This window comes from Paraciimarium castrense LEGE 11436, from assembly GCF_056633055.1.
On the sequence record NZ_JBSJOW010000007.1, the window covers coordinates 68,629 to 84,357 of the forward strand.

General features: G+C 69.6%; 13 protein-coding genes. 9 read left to right on the top strand and 4 right to left on the bottom strand.

Going from position 1 to position 15,729, the window contains the following annotated elements:
* Nucleotides 1-2 precede the first annotated feature (2 nt).
* Complete coding sequence (locus ACWJIO_RS11370; protein ID WP_480313457.1) at nt 3-680, top strand: diacylglycerol/polyprenol kinase family protein; 678 nt, start codon at nt 3-5, stop codon at nt 678-680.
* A gap of 16 nt (nt 681-696) precedes the next feature.
* Here ACWJIO_RS11370 and ACWJIO_RS11375 read toward each other — a convergent pair whose 3' ends face one another.
* Together ACWJIO_RS11375 and ACWJIO_RS11380 are read right to left on the bottom strand one after the other, a co-directional pair.
* Nucleotides 697-1,020: a hypothetical protein gene (locus tag ACWJIO_RS11375; RefSeq protein ID WP_480313458.1), complete on the bottom strand. Its 324-nt coding sequence runs from the start codon at nt 1,018-1,020 to the stop codon at nt 697-699.
* 160 nt (nt 1,021-1,180) lie between these two features.
* Nucleotides 1,181-2,263, bottom strand: a complete 1,083-nt coding sequence (locus ACWJIO_RS11380) for a 3-deoxy-7-phosphoheptulonate synthase (RefSeq protein ID WP_480313459.1) — start codon at nt 2,261-2,263, stop codon at nt 1,181-1,183.
* Between the two features lie 126 nt (nt 2,264-2,389).
* On the opposite strand from ACWJIO_RS11380, the gene acnB reads away from it, so the two are divergent.
* The 4 genes from acnB to ACWJIO_RS11400 all read left to right on the top strand — a co-directional run bounded on the left by acnB (nt 2,390) and on the right by ACWJIO_RS11400 (nt 8,761).
* Entirely contained in the window at nt 2,390-5,005 is a 2,616-nt protein-coding gene (gene acnB / locus ACWJIO_RS11385) for a bifunctional aconitate hydratase 2/2-methylisocitrate dehydratase (RefSeq protein ID WP_480313460.1), read from the top strand.
* Between the two features lie 79 nt (nt 5,006-5,084).
* Nucleotides 5,085-6,518 carry a ClC family H(+)/Cl(-) exchange transporter gene (locus ACWJIO_RS11390; protein ID WP_480313461.1) on the top strand — a complete coding sequence of 478 codons (1,434 nt, stop codon included), beginning with the start codon at nt 5,085-5,087 and terminating at the stop codon, nt 6,516-6,518.
* A 55-nt stretch (nt 6,519-6,573) separates the two neighbouring features.
* Nucleotides 6,574-6,996: a hypothetical protein gene (locus tag ACWJIO_RS11395; RefSeq protein WP_480313462.1), complete on the top strand. Its 423-nt coding sequence runs from the start codon at nt 6,574-6,576 to the stop codon at nt 6,994-6,996.
* Nucleotides 6,997-7,123: 127 nt separating this feature from the next.
* Nucleotides 7,124-8,761 (top strand): B12-binding domain-containing radical SAM protein, encoded by a 1,638-nt coding sequence (locus ACWJIO_RS11400; RefSeq protein WP_480313463.1) that lies wholly within the window; start codon nt 7,124-7,126, stop codon nt 8,759-8,761.
* Here the strand turns inward: ACWJIO_RS11400 and purU are convergent.
* The gene (purU, locus tag ACWJIO_RS11405) at nt 8,731-9,627 is read right to left on the bottom strand and encodes a formyltetrahydrofolate deformylase (protein WP_480313464.1); all 897 of its coding nucleotides are present in this window, start codon (nt 9,625-9,627) and stop codon (nt 8,731-8,733) included. The two genes, ACWJIO_RS11400 and purU, sit on opposite strands and share 31 nt — an antisense overlap.
* A gap of 128 nt (nt 9,628-9,755) precedes the next feature.
* On the opposite strand from purU, the gene psbQ reads away from it, so the two are divergent.
* The 3 genes from psbQ to pstS all read left to right on the top strand — a co-directional run bounded on the left by psbQ (nt 9,756) and on the right by pstS (nt 12,482).
* Nucleotides 9,756-10,238 (top strand): photosystem II protein PsbQ, encoded by a 483-nt coding sequence (psbQ, locus tag ACWJIO_RS11410; RefSeq protein ID WP_480313465.1) that lies wholly within the window; start codon nt 9,756-9,758, stop codon nt 10,236-10,238.
* Nucleotides 10,239-10,300: 62 nt separating this feature from the next.
* Nucleotides 10,301-11,389 carry an NAD(P)/FAD-dependent oxidoreductase gene (locus tag ACWJIO_RS11415; RefSeq protein ID WP_480313466.1) on the top strand — a complete coding sequence of 363 codons (1,089 nt, stop codon included), beginning with the start codon at nt 10,301-10,303 and terminating at the stop codon, nt 11,387-11,389.
* An 82-nt stretch (nt 11,390-11,471) separates the two neighbouring features.
* A complete protein-coding gene (gene pstS / locus ACWJIO_RS11420) occupies nt 11,472-12,482 on the top strand; it encodes a phosphate ABC transporter substrate-binding protein PstS (RefSeq protein WP_480313467.1) in 1,011 nt (336 codons plus the stop codon).
* 292 nt (nt 12,483-12,774) lie between these two features.
* On the opposite strand, the gene dnaK is transcribed toward pstS, so the two are convergent.
* Nucleotides 12,775-14,688: a molecular chaperone DnaK gene (gene dnaK / locus ACWJIO_RS11425; protein WP_480313468.1), complete on the bottom strand. Its 1,914-nt coding sequence runs from the start codon at nt 14,686-14,688 to the stop codon at nt 12,775-12,777.
* Between the two features lie 129 nt (nt 14,689-14,817).
* Here dnaK and ACWJIO_RS11430 point away from each other — a divergent pair, with 129 nt between their 5' ends.
* A complete protein-coding gene (locus ACWJIO_RS11430) occupies nt 14,818-15,705 on the top strand; it encodes a shikimate dehydrogenase (RefSeq protein WP_480313469.1) in 888 nt (295 codons plus the stop codon).
* Nucleotides 15,706-15,729: the final 24 nt, after the last annotated feature.

Sequence of the window (15,729 nt, forward strand, 5' to 3'; positions counted from 1 at the left end):
GCGTGCAGGACTGGCAGCAGCAGCTGGCCGGGGTGCTGGCGGTGCTGGCCTGGCTGGCCGCGTTGGCTGCCGGGGCCACCCTGGTGCGGCGTCGCTGGGGCCAGGGGGCTGGCGAAGGATCACGGGAATGGAGCCGCAAGCTGGTGCACATCGGCACGGGGGCCGTGGTGCCGATCGCCTGGGGGCTGGGGATTGCGCGGGAGATCGCGGTGCCGGCCGCGGCGCTTGTCACCCTGCTGGCGGCCCTGAATCACCGCCTGCGCCTGCTGCCGGCGGTGGAGGATGTGGGGCGCCGCAGCTACGGCACGGTGGCCTACGGGGCCTCCATTGCCCTTCTGCTGTGGTGCTGTTGGCCCCAGCACCCTGCCACGGTGGCCGCAGGCGTGCTGGTGATGGCCGTCGGTGACGGCCTGGCCGGGTTGATCGGGCCGCTGCGGCCGTCGCCGAGCTGGCAGGTGCTGGGCCAGCGGCGCTCCCTGCTGGGCACGGCGGTGATGGCCCTCGCCAGCGGCGCCGTGCTGGCCGTGCTGACCGGCCTCACCACAGGACCGGCCCTGGCCTGGGTGCTGCCGATCGCCCTGGCGGCCACCGCCCTGGAACAGGTGGGCGTGGCTGGAGTCGACAACCTCACCGTGCCGCTGGGGGTGGCCTGGCTGTGGCAAGCCCTGGGCGGCAGCTGAGCCGATCGGCCGGGGATCAGGCCAGGAACAGATCCTCGCAGCGCCGCTCCCAATCGGCGGAGGTGCCGAGAGCCGCCACCACCAGCCGGTCGCTGGACTCCTCCTTCAGCCGCAGCTGCCACTGGCGGATCAGGTCAGCCCGCTCCATCCAGGCCTGCATCACGGTGCGGTGGATCAGGGCGGCATCCCATTGGCGCTGTTGGCCGATGCCCTGGGCCCAATTGAGCAGCTCATCGAGCTGGAACGGCCGAAAGCCTGCCACGGCAGGGCCGCCCGATTGCTCCAGATAGAACACCTGCAGCGGATCGCTGAGGCCACAGAACTGGAGGAGGTAAATCATGATGGCCCCAACAACAGCCAGCCAACCCTATGAAGAGTTCGATGACAATCTGTCCAGCACGAACAATTCATTGCATTGGCAACAATTAGCACTCTCAAGTGTTGAGTGCTGGATCACTACTGCCTGGATGAGTGAGGCCTCAATGACAACACCTGCTGCCTCAGGCGATGGCCAGGGGCCTGCGCTCTGAGGCCGCCGACCGCACGGCCGCGGCCAGCCCATCCAGCACCTGCTCCGTGGTGTCGAGATCGATGCAGGCATCGGTGATGCTCTGGCCGTAGGTGAGCTTGCTCAGGTCGGCGGGGATCTTCTGCTGGCCCGGCACCAGGTGGCTCTCCAGCATCACCCCCATCAGGTGAAGGCTGCCGCTCGCCACCTGCTCGGCCAACTGGGCGGCCACATCGGCCTGGCGGCGGTAGTCCTTGTTGGAGTTGCCATGGCTGCAGTCCACCAGCAGCCGAGGGGGCAGGCCGACCGTCTCCAGTGCCCTGGCGGCCGCCTGAATGGCCTCCGGGTGGTAGTTGCTGCCCCCCTTGCCGCCGCGCAGCACCAGGTGGCCATCGGGATTGCCCGTGGTGGTGACGATCGAGGCGTACCCCTCCTGATTGATGCCCAGGAAATGGTGCGGCCGGGCGGCGGCCTCGACGGCATTGATGGCCGTGGCGATGGTGCCGTCCGTGCCGTTCTTGAAGCCGATCGGCATCGACAAGCCCGACGCCATCTCGCGGTGGGTCTGGCTCTCGGTGGTGCGGGCACCAATGGCGGTCCAGCTGATCAGGTCGGCGATGTACTGGGGCACCACCGGATCCAGCAGCTCAGTGGCGGCCGGAAGGCCCAGCTCGGTGACATGCAGCAGCAGCTCGCGAGCCAGGCGCAGGCCGGTGTTGATGTCGTAGCTGCCGTCGAGGTGGGGGTCGTTGATCAGGCCCTTCCAGCCCACGGTGGTGCGGGGCTTCTCGAAGTACACCCGCATCACCAGCTCCAGCTCGGCGGCGTGGCGCTGGCGGGCCTCCGCAATCAGGGCCGCATACTCCTTGGCCGCGCTGATGTCGTGGACCGAGCAGGGGCCCACGATCACCAGCAAGCGGCTGTCGTGGCCATGCAGGATCGCCTTGATCCGCTCCCGCGCCCCCTGCACGGTGGCGGCAGCGCTCTCTCCCATGGGCAGCTCGCGGTGGAGCAGGGCAGGAGCCACCAGGGGGCGGGTCTCCACCACATGGAGATCACTGGTGGTGGCGTGCATGGGACGAAGCTGCAGCGGAGGGCCGTTGACCGCCCTCCACCCTAGTCAGCGCCCATTTGCAGCAGCGCACACCAACAACCGGCGGCTCCGCGCTGAACAATGGAGGTCAGAACGACAGTACCGGGCATGGCAGCAGACACCTTCCTCACCAGTTATCGCGCCGCCGCCGCTGAGCGGCAGGCCCTCGGCGTGCCCGCCCTGCCACTCACGGCCGACCAGGCCCAGGCCCTCACCGAGCTGCTGCAGGCCCCACCCCAGGGCGAGGAGGAGACGCTGCTGCACCTGCTCACCGAACGCATTCCACCGGGCGTGGATGAGGCCGCCTACGTGAAGGCCAGCTGGCTGACGGCTGTGGCCAAGGGCACGGCCAGCAGCCCCCTGGTGAGCCCGGTGCGGGCGGTGGAGCTGCTGGCCACCATGATCGGCGGCTACAACGTGGGCTCCCTGATCGAGCTGCTCAGCAGCAGCGACGGGGCGATCGCCGAGGCCGCAGCCACGGGCCTGAGCCGCACCCTGCTCGTCTACGACTCCTTCCACGACGTGCTGGAGCTGGCCGAGACCAACCCCCAGGCCCGCCGGGTGGTGGAGAGCTGGGCCGCCGCGGAGTGGTTCACCGCCAAGCCTCCCCTGCCTGAGGCGATCACGGTGACGGTGTTCAAGGTGGAGGGCGAGACCAACACCGACGACCTCTCCCCGGCCACCCACGCCACCACCCGCCCCGACATCCCCCTGCACGCCATGGCGATGCTGGAAACCCGGATGCCGGGAGGCCTGGAGCTGATCGAGCAGCTCCAGGCCAAGGGCCACCCGGTGGCCTACGTGGGCGACGTGGTGGGCACCGGCAGCTCCCGCAAGTCGGCGATCAACTCGGTGCTCTGGCACACCGGCACCGCCATTCCCCACGTGCCGAACAAGCGCGGCGGCGGCGTGCTGCTGGGCGGCAAGATCGCACCGATCTTCTTCAACACCGCCGAGGATTCCGGCGCCCTGCCGATCGAATGCGACGTCAGCGCCCTGGCCTCCGGTGACGTGATCACGATTCGTCCTTTTGAAGGCACCATCGAGCGGGCCGCCGGCGAAGCCGACGCCGGCAGCATCGTGGCCCGCTTCGAACTCAAGCCCAGCACGATCACCGACGAAGTGCGCGCCGGCGGCCGCATCCCCCTGATGATCGGCCGCTCGCTCACCGACAAGGTGCGCACCCAGCTGGGGCTGCCCGCCTCCGAGCTGTTCATCCGCCCCAGTGCCCCCGCCGACACCGGCAAGGGCTTCACCCTGGCCCAGAAGATGGTGGGCAAGGCCTGCGGCCTCAGCGGCCTGCGCCCCGGCACCGCCTGCGAGCCGCTGATGACCACCGTGGGCAGTCAGGACACCACCGGGCCGATGACCCGCGATGAGATGAAGGAGCTGGCCTGCCTGGGCTTCAGCGCCGATCTGGTGATGCAGAGCTTCTGCCACACCGCCGCCTATCCCAAGCCGGTGGACCTCCAGACCCACGCCGAGCTGCCCGACTTCATGGCCTCCCGCGGTGGCGTGGCCCTGCAGCCGGGCGACGGCATCATCCACAGCTGGCTGAACCGCATGCTCCTGCCCGACACCGTGGGCACCGGCGGTGACAGCCACACCCGCTTCCCCCTCGGCATCTCCTTCCCGGCCGGCTCGGGCCTGGTGGCCTTCGCCGCCGCCATCGGTGCCATGCCGCTCGACATGCCTGAATCGGTGCTGGTGCGCTTCTCCGGCTCACTCCAGCCCGGGGTGACCCTGCGCGATGTGGTGAACGCGATCCCCTACGTGGCCATTCAGCAGGGGCTGCTCACCGTGGCCAAGGAGGGCAAGCAGAACGTGTTCAACGGCCGCATCATGGAGATCGAGGGGCTGCCGGATCTGAAGCTGGAGCAGGCCTTTGAGCTCACCGATGCCACCGCGGAGCGCTCCTGCGCCGGCAGCACCATCAAGCTCTCGGTGGACACCGTGAGTGAGTATCTGCGCAGCAACGTGGCACTGCTCAAGAACATGATCGCCCGGGGCTACGGCGATGCCCGCACCCTGGCGCGGCGGATCAGGGCGATGGAGGCCTGGCTGGCCGATCCGGTGCTGATGGAGGCCGACGCCGACGCCGAGTACGCCGCCGTGATCGAGATCGATCTCGACGCCATCACCGAGCCGATCCTGGCCTGCCCCAACGACCCCGACAACGTCAAACCGCTCTCGGAGGTGGCCGGCGCCGCCGTGGACGAGGTGTTCATCGGCTCCTGCATGACCAACATCGGCCACTACCGCGCCGCCGCCAACGTGCTGGAGGGCCAGGGTCAGATCACCGCCCGCCTCTGGGTCTGCCCCCCCACCCGCATGGACGAGGAAAAGCTCAAGCAGGAGGGCTACTACGCCACCTTCGAGGCGGCCGGGTCGCGCATGGAGATGCCGGGCTGCTCCCTGTGCATGGGCAACCAGGCCCGGGTGGAGGACAACACCACCGTGTTCTCCACCAGCACCCGCAACTTCAACAACCGCCTCGGCAACGGCGCCCAGGTGTATCTGGGCAGCGCCGAGCTGGCGGCGGTGTGCGCCCAGCTGGGCCGCATCCCCAGCAAGCAGGAGTATCTGGCCATCGCCGCCGAGAAGATCGATCCCTACGGCGCTGAGCTCTACCGCTACCTCAATTTCGATCAGATCGAGGGCTTCGGCGACTCCGGCCGGGTGGTGAGCGCCGAGCAGGAGGCCCAGGTGCTGGCAGGGGTGTAGGGGGGGCGACCCGATGCTGGGTCGCCTCTGGCGCAGGCAGAGTCCAACGAGGGGCCTTGGCCTGCCCCAGCTGAAGCCTGTGGCCAGCTCCTCGATCCTGCGGCTGCTGCAGCACCGCTGGTTCGTGGTGGTGCTGGCGCTGATCATCACGGGCCTGGGTGCCACCAGCGCGGCGGTGCTGTTCAGCAGCGGTCTTGAAGGTCTGGGGCGCTGGCGCATTCAGATGCAGGAGCTGGGGCCCAACTGGGTGGTGCTTCCCGCCATCGGCGGCGGTGGGGGGTTGCTGGCCGGACTGCTGGTGCAGACCCTGGCACCAGCGGCCCAGGGATCGGGCATCCCCCAGGTGATGCAATTTCTGCGCCGCCAGTCAGTGCCGATGGGGTTCCAGGTGGCGGCGGTGAAGCTGGTGGCCGGGATCGTGGCGATCGGCTGCGGCTTTCCCCTAGGGCCCTCCGGCCCCTCCGTGCAGATGGGCAGCTCGGTGGGCTTTGAGATGGCCCGGCTGCTACGGGCCCCCAACGCCTTCCGGCGCATGATCGTGGCCGCCGGCGGCGGCGCCGGGGTGGCGGCGGTGTTCCGGGCCCCGATCGGGGGCTTCCTCTATGCCATTGAGGAGCTGCTGCAGGGCGCCAGACCGGTGGTGATGCTGCTGGTGCTGGTCACCACGTTCTGGGCCGACACCTGGGCCGACCTGCTCGGCCTGGCCCGGCTGGTGAACCTCGATCCGGATTCCGTCTCCAGCCCGTCCACCACGATCTTCCAGCTCTCCCGCCAGGTGAACACCTTCGTGGTGGTGCGGCCGATCGACCTGCTCTGGCTGTTCGCCCTCGGGGTGGTGGTGGCGCTGGCGGCGGAGCTCTACTGCCGCTACGTGGTGGGGCTGCAGCGGCTGCGGCTGCGCTGGCAGGTGCCCCTGCCGGCCGCCATGGGCGTCACCGGCTGCCTGCTGGGGGTGGCCGATGCCTGGCTGCCAGCCGACTTCATCAACCGGGCCGGGATCCGTCAGGCGATCGCCGAAGGCGACGTGGATCTCACCAAGGCCCTGGCCATCTTTCTGGTGGTGTTCCTCACCACCGGCATCGCCGCCGCAGCCGGCACCCCGGGCGGCCTGTTCGCGCCGATGCTCACCCTGGGCGGCGCCCTGGGGCTGGCGGGGGCGGCGCTGGTGGAACAGCTGGGCCCGGATGCCCCCAGCACCGCCGTGTTCGCCGGCATGGGGGCCTTCATGGCCGCCTGCGCCCGGGCGCCGATCAGCGCCACCTTTCTCACCTTCGCCGTGACCAAAAACCTGCTGATCCTGCGCCCTGTGCTGATCGCCTGTCTGGGCAGCCTGGTGATGGCACAGCTGCTGCATCCCCAGTCGCTGTTCAAGCGGCTGATGGTGCCGGTGCCGCCCGGCGCTGGCGACAGGGGTACCGGCCCCGAGAGCCTGCGGCTCAACACGGTGCCCCTGCGCCCGCGCCCCCAGCCCAGGGCCAAGGGAGATCACGACGTGCAACCGAAGCCGGACTGAGCTGGCCAGGTCGTTCCGGCGCCAATACGTTCATAGGAAACCTTGCAATCTGCCGATGTCCCGCCCTTCAGCCCTGCCGAGATTCGCCGCCGCCGCCCTGGCCGGGGGCCTGCTGCTGAGCGGCTGCCAGCAGGTGAGCCAGACCATGCCGGACGCCGTCAAGGACGCCGCCACCGCCACCGGGCAGGCCGCCCTGACCCCGGCGGTGAACCCGGTGCTGGATCTGCTCGGCAAGGGCAGCACCCAGCTCAACAGCGGCAACCTGCAGTCGGCCCTGGCCACCCTGGGCGGTTTCTCGGCCCTGTGGCAGAAGGCCGGCCCAGTGATCCAGCCGCTGGCCGGGGACAAGTGGCCCATGATCGATCAGGGAGCGCAGCTGCTGATCAGCACGGTGGACAAGGGCAACCCGACCGAGGGCGAAACCGCCTCCGCCATCTCCGGGCTGATGGGTCCGCTCTCAGCCCTGATCGGCAAGTGAGGCAGGCGGGGCCACCGCCCCCCTGCTCAGGGTGAGACGCTAGGGAGACCCAAGATCTCTCACTCCCCTGCACCAGGAAACCCTGCTGTTTGAGCCGGCCCAGCCCGAGGCGGGGGCCCTGCGGGCCGTGCTGGCCTTCCCCAGCAGCTACAGCGTGGGGATCACCAGCCTGGGCTATCAGGTGGTGTGGGCCAGCCTGGCCCGCCGCGCCGACGTGGACGTGCGCCGCCTGTTCACCGACCAGGGCGATCCACCCCATGGCCGCAGCCGCGGCCGCGGAGCGGCCCTCGACCTGTTCGGTCTGTCGCTGAGCTGGGAGCTGGACGGACCGGTGTTGCTGGATCTGCTGGAGCAGCAGCGGATTCCGATCTGGGCCAGCGAGCGGGGCGACAACGATCCGATCGTGTTCGGCGGCGGGCCGGTGCTCACGGCCAACCCCGAGCCCCTCGCCCCCTTCTTCGATGCCGTGCTGCTGGGCGACGGCGAACTGCTGCTGCCGGCGTTCATCGAGGCCGTGCAGGCCTGCCGCCAGGCTCCCAGGGCCGAACGGCTGGCCCGGCTGGCCCAGGTGCCCGGGATCTATGTGCCGTCGCTCTACCAGCCGGATTACGCCCCGGACGGCACGTTGCTGGGGGTGAGGCCGCTGGCGCCGGGCCTGCCCGCGCGCGTGGCCAAACAGACCTGGCAGGGGAACACCCTGAGCCACTCCATGGTGGTCACCCCCGAGGCGGCCTGGCCCTCGATCCACATGGTGGAGGTGGTGCGCAGCTGCCCGGAGCTGTGCCGCTTCTGCCTGGCGAGCTACCTCACCCTTCCCTTCCGCACCCCCTCCCTCGACGACGGCCTGATCCCTGCCGTGGAGGCCGGCCTGGCCGTGACCCAGCGGCTTGGTCTGCTCGGCGCCTCGGTGACCCAGCACCCCCAGTTCTCCGAGCTGCTGCAGTGGCTGGATGGCGATCGCTTCGAGGGCACCCGCGTCAGCGTGAGCTCCGTGCGGGCCGCCACGGTGACGCCGCAACTGGGCCGGATCCTGGCCAAGCGGGGCAGCAAATCGCTCACGATCGCCATCGAGAGCGGCAGCGAACGCATGCGCGAGCTGGTGAACAAGAAACTCGCCACCGAAGAGATCTTCGCCGCGGCCCGCTATGCCCGCGAGGGTGGCCTCAGCGGCCTGAAGCTCTACGGCATGGCGGGCTTGCCCACGGAAACGGCAGCCGACATCGAGGCCACCGCCGATCTGCTGCTCCAGCTCAAGAAGGCCACCCCCGGCCTGAGGCTCAGCCTCGGGGTGAGCACCTTCGTGCCCAAGGCCCACACCCCCTTCCAGTGGCAGGGGGTGCGGCCTGAGGCCGAACAGCACCTCAAGCTGCTGGCCAAGCGGCTGCGGCCCAAGGGGGTGGAGCTGCGCCCCGAGAGCTATGGCTGGAGCGTGATCCAGGCCCTGCTCTCCCGCAGCGACAGGCGTCTGGCGCCGGTGATCGCGGCGGCCCGGGGCAGCCACGAGAGCCTCGGGGGCTGGAAGCGGGCCTACCGGGCCGTGCTGGCAGAAACGGTGCAACGGCCCGCCGGCCTGCCCCTGCCGCCCGCCTGGGACGCCGTGGTCCACGCCACCTGGAAGCCTGGGCGGGTGCTGCCCTGGGCTCACCTGGATGGGCCCCTGAGCGAGGCCGTGCTGGCGGAGCATGGGCGCCGCAGCCTGCCCCAGCCGCCAGAAGCTGAGCAGCCCATGCCGGCTCAGTCGAACACCGCCGTTCTGCCCCGGTAGACCATCACCTGGCGGCGCAGGTGCAGGCGTACGGCCCTCGCCAGAGCAAGGCGCTCCGTATCCCGCCCCTTGCGGATCAGATCCTCCACCTCATCGCGGTGGCTCACGTGCACGGTGGCCTGCTCGATGATCGGACCGCCGTCCAGCTCCTCGGTCACGTAGTGGGCCGTGGCGCCGATCAGCTTCACCCCCCGCTGCCAGGCGCGCTGGTAGGGCTGGGCCCCCTGGAAGGCGGGCAGAAAGGAGTGGTGGATGTTGATCACCTGGGCGGGACCGCCCGTGCCGGCATCCGCCCCGCCAGGCTCCCGGCCCAGGGCCTCCAGAAAGCCGGGGCTGAGCACCTGCATGTACTTGGCCAGCACCACCAGCTCGATGCCGTGCTGGCGCAGCAGCGCCAGCTGGGCCGCTTCGGCGGCTCCCTTGTCGGCGGCGGTCACCGGCACCTGCGCGTAGGTCGCCCCGAAGCCCTCGGCCAGCTCCCGCAGGTCTGGATGGTTGGACACCACCAGGGGCACCTGCATGGGCAGCTCACCGGCGCGCACCCGCCAGAGCAGGTCCACCAGACAGTGCTCCTGGCGGCTCACGAAGATGGCCGCGCGGGGGATGGCATCGGAGAAATGCAGCAGACCCTCGCCGTCGAGTCGCCCGGCCAGGGCTGCGACCGCCGGGGCGATGCTCTGCCGCGGCAGACCGAAACCCTCCAGGGCCCACTCGATCCGGCTCAGAAACAGCCCGGCGCCGAGATCGGTGTGGTGATCTGCATGGCGAATGTTGCCGCCGTTGGCGGCCACCCAACCGGAGAGCTCACTCACCAACCCCGGCCGGTCAGGGCAGATCAGCTGCAGGATCGCGCTCGGCACGCTCATCGGCCCTGGGCCTGGCACAGGGGGCATTGTGACGCCGGACCCAGCCGGATCCGCTGCGGTACTGGGTCTGCGTGGGGGGACCGACGTACAGTCTGGCCTGCCCGAGCTGCTCGCCCATGGCCGCCCAGATGGTCTCCTTGCTGCGTGCCCTGCTGAAACGTGTGGCGCTGGTTGCCCTGGTGGGAGTGCTCGCCTTCGGTCTCACCGCCTGTAGCGGCAGCCAGGCCAAGCCCCCCAGCCTCAGCGCCGAGGACATCGCCGTGATCGAGCGCCAGGCCGAAGGCTTCCTGGCAGCCCGCGATCGCCTGCCCGAGCTGGCCACGTTGGTGGGGGAACGCGACTGGACCTTCACCCGGAACCTGCTGCGCGGTCCCATGCAGGAGGTGGGGCGCCAGATGAGCTACATCAACCAGCGCCTGCTGCCGGCGGATCGGCCCGAGGCCGACAAACTGGCCTCCCAGCTCAAGCAGTCCATGGCCCAGCTCGATGAGGCCGCCCGACTCCAGGACGGCGAACAGCTGCGCAAGTCCTACATCAAAGTGGCCAGTGGCTTCGGCCGCTACGCCCAGATCCTGCCCGAGCAGGTGCAGGCCGACCTCAAGCAGGCCTGAATACACTCCTGGCCGACGCCGCCACACCCGTCCCCAGCCGGATCTCGCCCTCCATAGCTGTGGTGGGAGCAGGCATCGTGGGTCTGTGCTGCGCCTGGCTGCTGCAGCGCCGGGGTCACCGGGTGCTGCTGTTCGACCCATCGCTTGAGCTCGCTGGCCGGGGCCAGGCCAGCACCAGCCAGCGGAGTGGCAGTGGCGCCGCCCTCGGGGTGCTGATGGCCCAGCTGTTCCACCGCAGCCGCGGCCGCGCCTGGCAGCTGCGTCAGCAGAGCCTGGCCCTCTGGCCCAGCTGGCTGCAGGAGCTGGAGCAGCGGGGCCACCGGGTGCCCCGGCGGCAGGGACTGCTGTGGCTGGCCGCCGAGCCCAGGGAATGGCAGCGGCAGCAGGCGCTGGTGGCCGAGCGGCGGCAGCTGGGCCTGGCGCTGGAGCTGTGGGATCGCGACCGGCTGGCCACGCTGCAGCCGGCCCTGCCGCCCGCGGCCATCGGGGCGCTCCACTCCCCCCAGGATGGCCAGATCGATCCCGCTGCCGCCATGGCCGCCCTGCTCGCCGATGGCCGTGGCAGCGGCCTGACAACGGTGGGGCAGAGGGTGAGCGCCATCGAGCGCGACGGTCCGGGGCGCTGGCGGCTGCTGCTGGAGGGCGGCGAGGTGGTGGCTGGGCTGGCCCAGGTGGCGGTGGCGGCCGGTTTGGCCAGCCCGGCACTGCTGCAGCCGCTGGGATGCAGCCTGGCGATGGAGCCGGTGCTCGGCCAGGCCCTCGCCCTGCGGCGCTCCGCCCCAGGACCCTGGACCTGGCCCGGGGTGGCCGTGTGGCGCGGGCTCAACCTGGTGCCCCGGCCCGACCTGGCGGGGGAAGGGCAGTTCTGGCTGGGCGCCACCCTGGAGGCGGGCAGTCGGGCCGACCCCAACCAGCAGGCGAGCCTGCACCACTGGGGTGACGCCGGCCTCGACTGGCTGCAGCAGGCCACCGTGGTGGAGGCCTGGCAGGGCTGCCGGGCCAGGCCCGTGGGCCGGCCAGCTCCGCTGCACGAACAGCTGGAACCCGGCCTGTGGCTGGTGAGCGGCCATTACCGCAACGGGGTGCTGCTGGCACCGGCCTCGGCCGCCTGGCTGCTGGAGCAGATCGAGCAGTCGACGCTCCGCCCTTAAGAAGGCGTTAACGCGAAGGGGGCCCGGCTTGCGTACGGTCAAAACGGTGACGTCGTTCCCTCTCTTCACCGCCACCGCAGTCATGACGATGCTTCCCGGCCTGTTGCGCCGCTCCACCGCCGCCCTTGCCCTCTCGGGCCTCACCCTCTCGGTCGCTGCCTGCGGCGGCACCGGCGGAGGCGGGGGCGACATCACCGGCACCCTCAACGGAGCCGGGGCCTCCTTCCCTTCGGCCATCTACCAGCGCTGGTTCAAGGACATGAGCGCCGATGGCGTCAACGTCAACTACCAGTCCGTGGGTTCCGGGGCCGGGGTGCGTCAGTTCCTGGCTGAAACCGTGGATTTCGGCGCCTCCGATGCGCCGATGGATGAGGAGGAGATCGCCAAGATGCCCCGCGGCGTGCTCCAGATCCCGATGACCGCCGGAGCCATTGCCGTGGCCTACAACAACCCCGGCTGCGAGCTCAAGCTCACCCAGAAACAGCTCGGCGACATCTTCCTCGGCAAGATCACCAACTTCAAGGAGCTGGGCTGCGACGACAAGACGATCACCATCGTGCACCGCTCCGACGGCTCGGGCACCACGTTCAACTTCACCAACCACCTGGCTGCCGTGAGCCCGGAATGGAAGGCCGGCCCCGGCGCCGACAAGGCCGTGAACTGGCCCACCGGCGTGGGTGCCAAGGGCAATGAGGGCGTGGCTGCCCAGCTCACCCAGCTGGACGGGGGCATCGGCTACGTGGAAGTGGCCTTCGTCAAGGATCCCCTCCAGTCCGCGGCGCTGGAAAACGGCTCCGGCGAGATTGTGATGCCCACCAATGCCACCGAGAGCGAAGCCCTCGCCTCGATCGATCTGGGTGAGGATCTCACCGGCAGCAACCCCAACCCGGCCAAGGGATACCCGATCGTCACCTTCACCTGGATCCTGGCCTACAAGAGCGGCAACGGCGACAAGACCGCCCTGCTGCAGAAGGTGTTCAACACCACGCTCTCCGAGCCGTTCCAGTCCCTGGCACCGGAGCTGGGCTACGTCACCCTGCCTCCCTCCGTTGTGGAGAAAGCCAAGGCGGCGGTGGCCATGATCTCGGAGTGAGCCCCTCGACCAGGTGAACCGGCGGGTGAGCCTGGTCCTCTCGCTCACACCTGGTCCTCTCTCACACAGTCCCGCTAACAACAAAACTCCCCCAGCTGGGGGAGTTTTTTCATGGGGAGTTGGGAGATGAGTCGCGGGGGGGGGGGGGGGGGGGGGGGGAAGCCCCTCCCAACCCCCCCCCCTTTCTCCTGCCCAACTCTACCTCCCCCCCCCCTCCTCAAACACCCCCTACCCCCCCCCCCCCCCCCCCCCCCCCCCCCCCCCCCCCCCCCCCCCCCCCCCCCCGGCCAGCTCACTTGCTCTCGGTGAACTCGGCGTCGATCACGTCGTCGCTGGAGGCACCGGCACCGGCATCAGCGGATGTGCCGTTGCCGTTGGCGCCAGCCGCAGCCGCCTCGGCTCCTGCGGCCTGCTGGTACACAGCGGCACCGGCCGCATAGAGGGCCTGCTGCAGAACCTCAAGCTCAGACTTGATGGTGTCGAAGTCTTCCTTCTCCAGGGCCTCCTTGAGCTTGGCGGAGGAGGCCTCCACCTTGCTCTTGTCCTCGGCGCCCACCTTGTCGCCGAGTTCGCCGAGCTGCTTCTCGGCCTGATACACCAGGGTTTCGGCCTGGTTCTTGAGGTCGATGCGCTCGCGCTTCTCCTTGTCGGCGGCGGCATTGGATTCCGCATCCTTCACCATCTTGTCCACCTCGTTGTCGCTGAGGGTGGAGGCACCGGTGATCGAGATGCTCTGCTCCTTGCCGCTGCCCTTGTCCTTGGCGGTCACGCTGAGGATGCCGTTGGCGTCGATATCGAAGGTCACTTCGATCTGGGGCACGCCGCGGGGGGCGGGGGGGATGCCGTCGAGACGGAAGGTGCCGAGCGACTTGTTGTCGCTGGCCATCTCGCGCTCACCCTGCAACACGTGGATCTCCACGTTGGTCTGGCCGTCCACCGCGGTGGAGTACACCTCCGACTTCTTGGTGGGAACGGTGGTGTTGCGGGTGATCATCTTGGTCATCACCCCGCCGAGGGTCTCCACGCCCAGGGACAGCGGGGTGACATCGAGCAGCAGGATGTCCTTGACCTCACCGGCGAGCACCCCGCCCTGGATGGCGGCACCCACGGCCACCACCTCATCGGGGTTCACCGTCTGGTTGGGGTCCTTGCCGGTGACGCGCTTGACGAGCTCCAGTACAGCGGGGATGCGGGTGGAGCCCCCCACCATCACCACCTCGTCCAGCTCGCTGCTGGAGAGCTTGGCGTCCTTGAGGGCCTGCTCCACCGGCACGCGGCAACGGTCGATCAGCTTGGAGGCCAGCTCCTCGAACTTGGCCCGGGTGAGAGTGAGATCGAGGTGCTTGGGCCCCTCGGGAGTGGCCGTGATGAACGGCAGATTGATCTCGCTCTGGGTGGCGCTGGAGAGCTCGATCTTGGCCTTCTCGGCCGCTTCGGTCAGACGCTGCAGCGCCTGTTTGTCCTGGCGCAGATCGATGCCTTCGTTGCCCTTGAAGCTGGAAGCCAGGTAATCGACGATCACCTTGTCGAAGTCATCGCCGCCCAGGTGGGTGTCACCGCTGGTGGAGAGCACCTCAAACACGCCATCACCCACCTCCAGCACCGACACGTCAAAGGTGCCGCCACCGAGGTCGAACACCAGGATGCGCTCATTGCTCTTCTTGTCGAGGCCGTAGGCCAGCGCCGCCGCCGTGGGCTCGTTGATGATCCGCAGCACTTCCAGGCCGGCGATCTTGCCGGCATCCTTGGTGGCCTGGCGCTGGGAATCGTTGAAGTAGGCGGGCACGGTGATCACCGCCTGGGTGACCGTTTCACCGAGGTACTTGCCGGCGTCTTCTGCCAGCTTGCGCAGCACCTGGGCGCTCACCTCCTCCGGGGCGAACTGCTTGTTGAGCACAGGGCACTTCACCTTCACGTTGGAGCCGGCCTTCTCCACGCCATAGCTCACTTCCTTCGACTCTTCATTCACCTCATCCACCCGGCGGCCGATGAAGCGCTTCACCGAATAGAAGGTGTTTTCAGGGTTCATCACCGCCTGGCGCTTGGCGATCTGCCCCACCAGCTGGTCCTGGTTCTTGGTGTACGCCACCACCGAAGGGGTGGTGCGGAAGCCCTCCGCATTGGCGATCACCGTGGGCTTGCCGCCCTCCATCACGGCGACGCAGCTGTTTGTGGTGCCGAGGTCAATACCAACAACCTTTCCCATGAATGTCCACCTCCTCAGTGGTTCGTTGTGCGTTCATGCATCCTCATCAGAGGGGACGGTGACAGGCGAGGTGTGGTTCCCGAACAGGCGCTTACGGTTTTGGGGCCGCCCCTGCCGCCCGAGCCCGTGATGGCCCCGCCGATCTCCGCGTCCACGGCCCTGGTGGGGGTGCTGGGCGATCCGGTGCGGCACTCGCTCTCGCCGGCGATGCACAACGCCGCCCTGGCCGCCCTGGGGCTCGACTGGATCTACCTGGCCCTGCCCACGCCGGCCGAGAGCCTGGCCGCCGTGGTCGGCGCCCTGGAGGCCCTCGACTGCCGCGGCCTCAACGTGACCCTGCCCCACAAGCAGGCCGTGGCACCGCTCTGCGCCGAACTCAGCCCCCTGGCCGCCAGGGTGGGGGCCGTGAACACCCTGGTGCGCCGCAGCCAGGGGGGCTGGCTGGGCACCAACACCGATGTGGAGGGCTTCCTGGCGCCGCTGCGGCAGGCCGGCAGCTGGCAGGGCAGCGCGGCGCTGGTGCTGGGCTGCGGCGGCAGCGCCCGGGCCGTGGTGGCGGGTCTGGTGGAGCTCGGCTGCGCCTCGATCCAGGTGGTGGGCCGCCGTCCCGCCGGGCTGCAGGCCTTGCTGACGGCCTGCCGCAGCTGGGCGCCCCAGCTCAGGGGGAGCAGCTGGGAGCAACTGCCGGCCCTGCTGCCGGCCAGCCAGCTGCTGGTGAACACCACGCCGGTGGGCATGGCCTCGCCCGGCCAGCCGGCCGCCGCCCTGGCCAGCCCGCTGGCGGCCGCCGCCCTCGCAGCCCTGAGTCCCGGCTGCAGCGTCTACGACCTGATCTACACGCCCCGCCCCAGCGCCCTGCTGCGGGCCGCCGCCGAGCGCGGCTGCCACGGAATTGATGGCCTGGAGATGCTGGTGCAGCAGGGGGCTGCCGCACTGCGGCTGTGGACCGGCCGCGAGGCGGTGCCGGTGGAGGCGATGCGCGCCGCGGCGGAACGCGCCCTGGCCGGCACTCCCTAGCCTGCAGGGAACCGTTGTGCATAC